This window comes from Nocardia vinacea NBRC 16497 (assembly GCF_000308835.1).
GTDB classification, from domain to species: Bacteria; Actinomycetota; Actinomycetes; order Mycobacteriales; family Mycobacteriaceae; genus Nocardia; species Nocardia vinacea.
The window spans coordinates 1-10,661 of the sequence record NZ_BAGN01000367.1 but is presented as its reverse complement, the minus strand read 5'-3'; the positions used below and the strand labels follow the sequence as shown (position 1 = coordinate 10,661).

The 10,661-nt window shown below is 67.9% G+C and carries 8 protein-coding genes; 2 read left to right on the top strand and 6 right to left on the bottom strand.

Annotated elements, in window-relative coordinates:
- Positions 1 to 463: 463 nt before the first annotated feature.
- Genes ON44_RS34545 through ON44_RS34525 form a run of 6 tightly spaced genes read right to left on the bottom strand, consistent with a single transcriptional unit; the run spans position 464 to position 8,322 of the window.
- A complete protein-coding gene (locus ON44_RS34545) occupies positions 464 to 1,711 on the bottom strand; it encodes a tyrosine-type recombinase/integrase (protein WP_051182749.1) in 1,248 nt (415 codons plus the stop codon).
- A gap of 52 nt (positions 1,712 to 1,763) precedes the next feature.
- Positions 1,764 to 2,150, bottom strand: a complete 387-nt coding sequence (locus ON44_RS48860) for a helix-turn-helix domain-containing protein (protein WP_083898306.1) — start codon at positions 2,148 to 2,150, stop codon at positions 1,764 to 1,766.
- 44 nt (positions 2,151 to 2,194) lie between these two features.
- On the bottom strand, positions 2,195 to 5,089 hold the full coding sequence (locus ON44_RS47835; RefSeq protein WP_063721677.1) for a PrgI family protein: 2,895 nt from the start codon (positions 5,087 to 5,089) through the stop codon (positions 2,195 to 2,197).
- The gene (locus ON44_RS34535; RefSeq protein ID WP_051182748.1) at positions 5,086 to 6,981 is read right to left on the bottom strand and encodes a TrbL/VirB6 family protein; all 1,896 of its coding nucleotides are present in this window, start codon (positions 6,979 to 6,981) and stop codon (positions 5,086 to 5,088) included. The genes ON44_RS47835 and ON44_RS34535 overlap by 4 nt, the downstream gene beginning before the upstream one ends.
- A gap of 1 nt (position 6,982) precedes the next feature.
- Entirely contained in the window at positions 6,983 to 7,390 is a 408-nt protein-coding gene (locus ON44_RS34530) for a pilin (protein ID WP_245567463.1), read from the bottom strand.
- Positions 7,387 to 8,322, bottom strand: coding sequence for a hypothetical protein (locus tag ON44_RS34525; RefSeq protein ID WP_051182747.1), 936 nt, complete (start codon positions 8,320 to 8,322; stop codon positions 7,387 to 7,389). Before ON44_RS34525 ends, ON44_RS34530 begins: the two co-directional genes overlap by 4 nt.
- Before the next feature lie 470 nt (positions 8,323 to 8,792).
- On the opposite strand from ON44_RS34525, the gene ON44_RS47255 reads away from it, so the two are divergent.
- Positions 8,793 to 9,455: a hypothetical protein gene (locus ON44_RS47255; RefSeq protein ID WP_157187422.1), complete on the top strand. Its 663-nt coding sequence runs from the start codon at positions 8,793 to 8,795 to the stop codon at positions 9,453 to 9,455.
- A 46-nt stretch (positions 9,456 to 9,501) separates the two neighbouring features.
- Complete coding sequence (locus ON44_RS34515) at positions 9,502 to 10,515, top strand: TRM11 family SAM-dependent methyltransferase (protein WP_051182745.1); 1,014 nt, start codon at positions 9,502 to 9,504, stop codon at positions 10,513 to 10,515.
- The last annotated feature ends 146 nt before the right edge of the window (positions 10,516 to 10,661 follow it).

Here is a 10,661-nt window from a genome sequence, read left to right as displayed (position 1 = left end):
CACATAGGGCGCACCGAAACTCGGCTGTGCGCTTTCGGATGCCCTGGATCACCACACCCACGGCCCATCCGAAGAATCCGATACAAACCAGAATGCAAACCGTGGGGTTTCCGTGGGGTTGGGCCAAATAAACAGGTCAGGACCGGTGTAATACCGGTCCTGACCTGCGATTTCGGTGGAGCTAAGGGGACTCGAACCCCTGACCCCCACGCAGGTGTTCAAGGTGTCTCATGGTTCCCATCGAAACCCGAAACATCCCGTGACCTGCGGCGACAGCGGGCGTTCGGGTCCCATCATATCCAGTATGTTCCCATCTTTTCCCGTTCAAACCGTGGGGTTAGCGTGGGGACGGCCAAGTTTGCGCGGTCGCGGGCAGCGGGGCGTCCGCTGCCCTAGTGGGACCGATGGCGGGGTGCTGACGCACCGTCGCGGATCGTTGACAATCCCGGTTTCCCGGCTTGTCCTAGGCGGGAGCGGAGAACGTTGGCGCGAGATGGTTGAGGGCTGCGGTGGAGTCGGGGGCCTTTGCGGGCTGATCGATGTAGTGCTGTTCGGTAGTGGAAACATTTCGGTGTCCGGCCTGTCGTTTGGCCTGTTCGGGTCCGAATTCTTCGGCCACGGCGGTTAGGTTCGTCTTGCGGTAGGTCTTCGGGGTGATCCAGGCATAGGTGGTGCCGCGTGCGGCGCGCCAGGTGCGACCGAAGTTGTGGGGGTCTCTCCAGGTGCTGCGTATGGACGGGAAGATGGGGGATTCGTCGTCGGGGTCCCAGTTGTCGGCACCGAGTGCGCGCAGGGTGTCGATGGTGAACTGCGGCAGTAGGACGGTGCGGTACCCGGCATCGGTTTTCGTCCATTCCTGCCGGTACAGTCCTTTGCCTTTCACGCGCACGATGGTTCCGCTGATAGTCATTTCCCATGGTGTCGCGGCGGTGTTGAGATCACAGCGACGGAAAGCGAGGCATTCACCGGGTCGAGCCCCTGTTCCCAACAGCACATCGGCGGCGTTAAGGATGTCGGGGTCGCGTGCTGGCCCGCGCGTGTAGGCGGGTGTGCCCGGGATTTCTTCACCGGCGAGCCAGGTTTCGAGCTGCGCGCGCAGCCCGTTGCGGGTTGTCTCGTCCATTGCTTTCGGCTTGGATCGCTTCCGTTTGATCTTGCCGACTTCCCGCATGGGGTTCTCGCGGATCGCTCCGTGTCGTACAGCCAGGCTCATCATCCCGGTGAGAATGATCTTGTGGCATTGCGCTTTACGGGTGTGCCCGTTCTTCTGGATCTGTTTGAGGTGATTATCCAGGTATGAGGTGTCGGCTTCGAACAGTCGCACGCCACTCATCGCCGTTTTGATCTTCACGGTGTCTTTCCGCGCGCGTGGATCGTTGGAGGGATCGATCTCCTCCCGATACCACTCCAACGTCTGCGGGGCAGTCGTCTCGTCCAGTTCCATCTCCTCGAGCCAAGCGTCTGCCAGTGCGGGAATCAGCGTGTCTCTGGTGATGGCGCTGTTCCGCTGCCGACCCTCGGATTTGACTCGGTCCTGGATGATCTGTTTGAGGCGCGTCTCCGCTCCGCTCTTGCTGGTTCCCCACCCTTCGACCGAGACCGTCTCCCCGCTATAGCTGCGGTATCGCGCCCGTGCACGGTATTGGCGTGGGCCCAGTTTTGTGCAGTTGATCGTTCCGTATGTTCCTATTGCCAACGCCTGTCGAGGCATCTAATTCGCACCTTTCCGTGCAGCATGTATTCGAGCCGAATCCGGATAGGATTCACATATCTTGTCCGTGTTCGAGCTGCGCTTCTTCCCAGTCGATAAGATCGCTGAATCGGTATCTCCGATATCTGCCCATTCGGGCGTAGCGGGGACCTTTACCGAGAGAAGCCCAGTTCGCGAGGGTCTTCTCAGGGATCTTCAAACGTTTCGATACCTCCTCCGTGCTGAGCCAGTAGTCCGCCGCCGAATTCCCGGTGTTGTCGGTTTGCGGGGACGGTCCTACATTCACGCTCGATATCGCCGTGTGGTCAAGCGGGTCGGCTGGAGAATTTTTCGACCTGCGGCTATTACCCCCGATTTTGAATTCGCGACCGCTGTCCGAACGGTTTTTCCGGCACGGACGACTGGAATTTCCGTCTGCCCGGGATGCCCTTTCCGGCATTGCTTCCGATGCTGTCGAGTCACCCGCTGCCTTATGTATGGGGGTCATCGCTGTGACGCCTTTCGCTGCTGGTGTAGGTCCTCGCCGGGGCTCGGGTGCGTCCGGTACGCCGACGCGTCGAGGTCGACATCGGTATCGATCTCATGGCTGGTGGTGGCGAGTTCGCCGCGATCGGTGGTGATAATGGCGTTCTCGGTGTGTGAGGCCAGTGATCCGAACACGGCCCGGTCGGTGCCCCCGACCGCGAGCAGCCCGGATCCCCGTGCGGCCGAGAGCAGGAACTGTTGCTCTCCGTCGGAGAGGTGGAACGCCGTAGCGACCTCGTCGATGGCTTGCGGTGCCTGGCGCAGCAGGATCTGGGTCGCGGCGTTGGACACGATCGCGCGCCCCAGCTCGGTCGAGCACACATCCGCGCAGTCCTGGGTCGCGACAGTCAATCCCGCCCAGTGCTTGCGGAAGCTCTTCGCGGCCCGGAACAGGAACTGTGCTCCGGCGGGCTGGCGCATGAGCAGCCAGGCTTCGTCCACGGTGATCATGCGAGGCCGCCGCTGGCCCAGGTTCGACACCCGCCGCCACGTCACGTCTAGAACGAGTAGCGTGCCGATCGTTTTCAGCTCTTCGGGCAGCTCCCGCAACGAGAAGACGATCATCGCGCCCTTGGGCTCGGTGGTGGTGGGCCCGTCGATCAGCCCGGCATAGGCACCCTCGCCGACGTAGGGGTGCAGTCCGGCGGCCAGCTCGGCAGCGGCGGTAGACCCGGTCCGGTCGAGTTGTTCGCGCAAACCGCTCAGCGTGGGCGCGGGCCGGGTCCAGGTCGCGGGGTCGTCGGTGATCCCGGCAGCGGCGTAGGTGGTGGCCAGGGCAGCGTCTAGCGCTGATTTCTGGGCGGCGGTCTGCTCACCCAGCAGGACCTGGATCAGGGTGTGGCAGAACAGTTTGCGGCGGGTGAGGGCGTCGGTGGGAGCGCTGCGGCGCCCGTCGCCTCGGGTGTGGATTTCCAGGTCGAACGGGTTGAGACGCACGCCGGGAGCGCCGAGGCGGATATGGGTGCCACCGACGGTTTCGGCGAGGCGGCGGTATTCGTCTTCGGGGTCGATGACGACTTGTTCGATGCCGCGATACAGCGAGCGCAGGATCTCGGTTTTGACCAGGTAGGACTTACCCGCGCCGGACCGGCCGAGGATCACCAGGTTGTGGTTGTGGGCTTCGGGAGCGAACCGGTCCACGAACAGCAGGCCTGAGGCGGCGTCGCGGCCGTAGAGCACCCCGTGCGGGCGCGCGGCCTGCGCCGGATCGACGGCAGGTAACTGTGGGGAGTCGAAGGGGAACGCCGCGGCGAGGGCGGTGGTGTCGAAGGTGCGCTGAACCCGGATCAGGTCCATCCCGAGCGGGAGGGTGGTGGCCCAGGCTTGGGCGGACCTGTAGGACAGGGTGCAGGTGTCCACGAGCAGGCTCGCCGCCAGCGCCCGCACGGCGGCGACCTCGTCGGCCAACTCGGCCTCGGACTCGGCGTGCACGCTCAGATACACCCCGACGCGGAACAACCTGGCCTCGGCGCGCGCGACGCGCGCGGACAGGTCGGCGGCGTCTTCGACCGCGACATCGATCTGCGGGTCGGACAGGCGGCCCCGGCCGACGTCGTGCATCCGGGAGGACTCGAGCCGGGCTTGCTGGCGGCGCAGCCTGGTGGCGGCGGTGACCGGGTCGACGGGGTCGATGTGGATGGCGACCTCGACCCGGCTGGGGTGTGAGAGCAGCGGTGCGAGCCAGCCCGCCGTCACCTCCCTCGGGTATCCGATGACCGCGAGGGTCTGGGTCCAGTCGGAACCGATCTCCAGATGCCGAGTGCCGATGGTCAGCGATTCGGGCGCGAAGCCGGTCTCGCTAGTGAACGGGTCGGCCGCTGCGTAGTCGGGGTCGGTCGTGATGATCGCCGAGGGTGCGGCGATGTCGGCGGCGGCCGAGACGAGGCCGTCGGGGTTGGTGCAGCTGGTCAGCACCGCCCGTGCCTGCATCTCATCGAGAGCGGTGACCGAGATACCCAGCGGGCCCAGCACATCAGCGGCCTCGTTCATCCGGCGCAGGAGCCGCGATTCGGCTGCCCGGCGTGCGCCGGTGGACAGCGCGCGCCGTGCCTTGCCCCGTCCGGGCCACCGGGCACGCAGCCCGGTGGCCGCGAGGCTCTCGACGGGTTCGCGCCACACCAGCAGCACTTGGCGGTGAGTCGGGTTCTCCCGCGCGGCCAGCTCGGCGAGGTGATCGGCGTGGTCGAGCGCGGCGACGGCGAGATCTGGTGACATCTGCTCGGCGGCGGTGTGCAGGCCGGTCATGTACTCGGTCAGGTCCAGCCGCGCCGAGCGCACCAGGATCTGCACGGGTTGACGCAGAGTGTGTAGCCATCCCGCGAGTTGGCCGACGAGACTGTCCTGCTCGGCCGGGGTACGCAGGCTCAGGTTGAGAGTGCCAGCTACTGCGATGACGGCAAGACCGTCGGCACCGAGGTCGATCACGCCGACACCGCTACCGGTCGCGGTGACCGACTCCGGCAGCCGCGCCGCCTGCGCGGTCAACGCGACCGGTGTGGGTGGGCGGGGCCGGGAGTGGGTGGCGCGATCGGTGATCCACCTCGGCGGTGGCGGTGCCTGCCCGCGTGTTCTAACGAGGTGGCGCGGGCGGAGGCGGTGGCGGATCGCGGCCACCGCCAGCAGGTCGGCCGACAGACCGTCGCGGCGGGTGAGGACCGCGACAGCGACCACGACCAGGATCGGGGTCGCGACGGCCGCGAAGACCGCAGGCGCGACAACCGTTCTGGTCGCCGTCCAGGCCGAGTACAACAGCCCGGCGGTGACGGCGAGGACGGCGAGCTGGCGGGCGGTGAACGGGCCCAGCAGCCGGTCGGACCGGTCGACGTCAGCGGGAATACGCACGATAGTGCTCATCGCAAAGGTCCTCCTCTCGGAGCGCGTGGCGCGCGGCGGCGCACGGGCAGGTCGGGCATGGGCAGATGCAGTTGCCGTCCCGCCGCCCGCGACGGCGCGGGCGCGGGCGGCTGTGGTGGGTTCGGCGGCGGCGGTGCGGGTGTGACCCGGATCACCGGGAACGGCAGCGGGTACTGGCCGCTACGAGTCGGCCGCAGACGGGCGTAGGGATCGGCTGGGGCGGGTTCGGTGAAATCGAAGGCGAGCTGTTGGGGCTGCTGACGCCGGGTGCTGGGACGCTCCGGTGGCTGGACCGGGGCAGGTGTTGTGGGCCGGACCCGGCGGACCGGGATCGGTAGTGGCAACTGTCCACCGGCTCCGGCCCGGGTGCCCCGGTACGGGTCGGGCGGGGTGAAGTCGAACGCGAGTTGGCGTCCGCGTGGAGTCCGGGCCGGGCGGGTCGGGGTGGTGCTGGTCGAGTGGGCGGGAGTCGGGCTCGGCTGCCGACCGACTCGACGCACCCCTTCCAGAGGCAGCATCAGCTGCCCGTCGCGGGTGGAGCGCACCCGTGCATACGGATCCGGAGGCCCGGAGCTGGCAGCGGTGGTGCGAGGCGCTCGCGGGGGCCGGGTGGGCTGGGTGGCTCGCCGGGCGGGTGTCGCGGTGGCGGCGCTCCGTGCGCTGCTCGCGGTGGCACCTTTGAGCAGGCCGAGGGTTTTGTAGGCGATGAAGCCACGCACGATCGACCCGACGAACGAACGACCTTGCCCGATCTTGAGCACCGACAGCAGCCAGATCGGGGTCTTGATCAACACGAACATCAGCGCCAGAGCGACGATCATGTTCACGATCTCGTTCGCGTCCGGACCGAAGAGATGCCATCCGCCCGGGGTGAGCAGCACCCGCAGGACCGTCACCAGCGTCAGCGATTGCACGACCTGGATCCCCAGGCACGCGGCGAACGAGCGCCACCACCACCGCGCTACTCCGTCGATGCCGGGCAGTGCATGACACATCAACGCCAAAGGTGCGGACACGATCAGCAGGATCGTGATGGTGACTCGCACGACGTAGCTGATGAGCAACACGAGCAGCATCACCACCAACGCGAGATACAGCAGCAGCGCGAATCCCTGGCTCTGGGGGCTGGTCGTCGCGAGTTCGGTCAGCGCATCGGCGGCCGAGCCGGAGTCGACGCCGTCTCCGGCCACGGCTTGGGCGAGGGCGTTGGCGAGGCCGATCGCCGCCGTGGCGATCATCATGCTCAGTCCCCCGGCAACGAACCCGACCACCAGCCGGGGGGCGAGTTCGCGGATCGACCATTGGGTCTGCAGGGTTTCGCGCATCATCAGCAGCACTCCCGCCGCCATCACCACCAGCACGTACAGGGCGGTGACGATCTGCCACGACTGGTCCCACAGCACACCGATCTGCGGTATCCGCCCCGGTTCGGGCGTGGTGAGCAGGGTTTCTGAAAGCAGTTCGAGCAGCGGGTTGAGCGCGGACTCGACGATCCGCTGGAAGAACCCGTCGATCGCGTTTTCTACGCACCCGTTGATGTTGGTGACCCCGCACTCGGCCGACCCCGACGAACCCGCCGGAGCCGGGGAGATGGTGCCGGGTGCGGTCGGTGTGGGCGTGGCCGGGCTCGGGATAGTGGTGGAGGGCGGGGTCACCCACCGCGACGGCGGGGTCGTCGTTGCCGGGGGAGCAGTCGTGGGGGCGGGTGTGGCCGGTGTCGGGGTCACCGGCACGGTCGGTGTCGCGGGCTGTGCGGCGGCACCGCCCGCGCCGGTGAGGCCGAGCAGTACCGCCACCAACACCGCCACCGCTGCCGCTGCTGTGGCGGTGTGTGCGGGCCGCGGTCGTCGTGCGGAGACGAGGGCGGCGCCACTCGCGTGTGAGGCGTTCACGTCAGCCTCCGACGATGGACTTGAGAACGGCCACGATGACCGGTGCCAGCATCGCCAGCGCGTAGCCGAGGCACGCGGCCCGGAACGCGGTCTTGGCTTTCTCGGTCTCGGCGGGATCGCCTCCACCGAGCAGATAGCGCGCACCAGCTACGGTCAGGCACAACGTCGCCAACCCGGCGAGAATCCCCATCACCCAGTTACGGGCGTTGTCGATCACCTGATCCAGCGACGAGGCGACCGCCAGTACCGCTGTCTGCGGCGGCCCGGCGGACGCCGATCCGGCCATCAGCACCAGCAACGCCGCTGTGGTGCCCAGGCCCGCGAGGGTCGTCGGCCACCGCCGCCACAGCCCCGGCTGCCGAGTCGACGCCGGTGGCGCCTCGCTGAGGTGTCCTCGGTTCGCGTTCATGCGGCAGCCTTTTGCCCGTGCTCGGTGCGCGAGGGCGCCGGTGCCGAGGAGCGCCGGTTCGGCCGGCGACCTCGCCGCGGTGCGCGCCCGGTGCGAGCGGCGGGTGCGAGCGCGGCGACCGCTTCGGCTTCGACGGTGCTGGTGCGATCCGGGTCCAGGTCGCGGGCGCGTTCGGTCAGCCAGGCCAGCAGGGCGCGTTCGGCGCGGGGACGTTGCTTGCGCAGCTTCCACAACGACACGCCACGCTCGGCCGCCAGCCAGGTCAAAGAGCGGCCCTCCCACCGCGACGCCGCGATCAGTTCGGCCGCCCCCTCGGAGATCACTCCGGCGGCCACGGCCTGGGCCAGGACCGTCTCGGGATGGCCCGGCCCGGCCACCATCGCCCGGACTCGTTCACCGAGCGGACCGAGGTCGCGGTCGAGGTCGCCCACCGACATCGTTGGCGATTGCTGTTGGTAAGCCGCCTTGAGCACGGCGCGGTAGGCACCCCACCGCAGCCGATGCCACACCCCTGGCCGATCCAGGCCGACGCGCGGGAGGTGGAGTAGGAACGCCGTCAGCACTTCGGACTCGATGTCATGGCGCGCGGTGTTGCTCGGTGTCGCGTACTCGCCTGCTGTCCGGGCCAGCATCGGTGCCGCCAGCCCGGCGCACACCAGCATCGCGCCCTCGTCCCGAGTCCGTGCCCGTTCGATGAGCCACACCCAGATCGCGTCGACCTCCTCCATCGGCGTCGCCGGATCCCACAGCCGCTCGCGCAACTCCTCCCACGTCCGAGCCGAGCCACCGGTGGCCGTCGATGTCGGCACGGGACGCGGATCGATGGGCAAGGGCTGCGCGGCGATCCGCTCGAATCCCGCGCGCACCACTGCCAACGGTGAGCCCGGCGAACCACCGGATCCCGGATATTTCACGACTTGCGAATTCGTCACCAGAAACTCCTGTTTCGATCGAAAACTTCCGACCTCGCAAGGACACCGGAGACCCACATCCGAAACGCACCCAAACCACCCCCAAACCGCACCCGGAACACATCCAAACAACACCCAAAACACACCCGCGCCAAGCTGGCGAATAATTCGCTACCACTCATCGCAGTCGATCACCGGGCAGCCACCCACGCAGCAAGGGCGCATCTACCAGTGAATGTGTATGAGCGGATGCGGTTTGGGCGTGGTTTGGGGGTGGTTTGGGGGTGACGCGGATACCGCACCCAACTACCTCGGCAACCAGCCGAAAAGAATCTCGAAAAAATTTGCGCCAACCCCTAGGCCGAATAGCGTGCCCAGGCACCATTTCGCCATCAGGAAATTCTCAGAAAGAAATTCTGTTCGGCGTGTCCCGAAAACGGCTTTTCGGCGGAAGTAAGCGAGTACACACCGCTCTCTCGTCAGGAGTCGTTATGACCGCCAGCTCTCGCCGACCCCGCTCCACCTCCGCTGCCCCGACGCCCACCGTGCGTGTCCCCTCGACCTTGTGGGCGCTCGGTGCCGAGCCCCTCGATCCAGACGACCGCTGGCCCGCCCCGATCCTGGCCCACGCGACCCGCGAGTTCTCCGGACCGGGCTCGCGGGTGATGCTCATCGGCAGGCCCGTCCCGACCGTTCGGGGCGCGCTGCGGGTGATCGAGCCCGACACCGCCCACGCCCACGCCGCGATCCGCGATCTGGACCGCCACAGCCTCGACGCCCCCACCCGCGCGAGCCGTACAGGCGAGCCGGTGGATCTGGTTATCGCGAGCCTGCTGGCCGATCACCCGGACACGATGGAGGCGGCCGAGTATGTGACCTCGCTGGCGACCGACGTGATGGCGATGGGGGGTTTGCTGGTCGTGCTGTCGCGTTGCCGCCACAGCGTTTCCGGCGTCCTGCTGGATCCGGCCGGTTCGGTCGTGGCCGCCGCCCAGGCCGCCGATCTGCTCTACCTCCAGCACATCATTGCCGCGCCGATCGCCGGGACCACTGTCACCGCCACCGCACCCGCCGACCCGGTCGCGTCCGGCCGCCCGCGCCATGTCGTCGCGCACACCGACGCCTTCGTGTTTTTCCAGGCAGCCCATGGCTGACCCGTACCCCTCGCCCCGCCCGAACCACTCACGCGAAGGACACGCCATGACCCTCGACTCCACCCTCGCCAACACCGACGTCGACTCCACGACCACCGCACCCACCAGCCTGGTCGCGCGGCCGGTGTCGGTGTGGGCGACAGCCCAGAACGCGCCTGCCGCGCAACGTCGGGGCCGGTATCACCCCGACAGCACCGCGCACCCGGCCAAGATGTTCCCCGCGATCGTGCAACACGCGGTCGAGACCTACACCCGGCCCGGGGACCTCGTTCTGGACCCGATGTGCGGGATCGGCACCACCCTGGTCGAAGCCCTGCACCTCGGCCGCCGCGCGGTCGGCGTGGAGTACGAGGCCCGGTGGGCCGAGCTGGCCCGCGCCAACCTCACGCTCGCTCGCGAGGCGGGGATCGATCTCGACGCCAACGTCTACACCGGCGACGCCCGCAAGCTGCCCGACCTGATCCCGGCACAGTTGCGGGGCCGCGCCAGTCTGGTCATCACCTCCCCGCCCTACGGCGACTCCCTGCACGGCCACGTCCGCGCCAACGGCAATGCACCGGTTCAGAAGTCCAATCACCGCTACGGCGCGGTGCTCGACCGAGGCAACCTCGCCAACGTCGGATTGGGTCGCTTGCTCTCGGGATTCACCCGGATCCTCGCCGGTGCCGCCGAGTACCTCGCTCCAGGCGGACACGTCGTAATCACCGCGCGGCCGTGGCGCCAGCACGCCGAGCTGGTGAACCTGCCGACCCACCTGTTCACCTGCGCCGAGCTAGCCGGGCTGGTCCCGGTCGAGCGGTGCGTAGCGCTGCTGGGCCGCCTCACCGACGGTGAACTCGTCGCGCGCAGCAGCTTCTTCCAACGCGACTTCGTCGTCAAACAGCGCGCCGCAGGGCTGCCGATGCACCTCATAGCGCATGAGGATGTGGTTGTTCTGCGCAAACCGGACGCCGCTGCCGCCTCGACCGAACGCCATAGGGCGCGTGCACGATTCCCATACGGTACTACCCCGGTCTCGGGGACGAGCGGCGCCAACGGGCAGGGGTCGGTGGCGGCGTGAGCGCACCTGTCGCAAGCCCCGAGCAGGGGTGGCTGGGCCGGGCGCTGCTCGCGCCCGGCGCGGCGCTGCGCGATCTGGCCGAGACGGTCGAACATGCACTCGGATTGGCGGCCGGGCCAGTTGGAGTGCTAGCCGTGCTCGGCGTG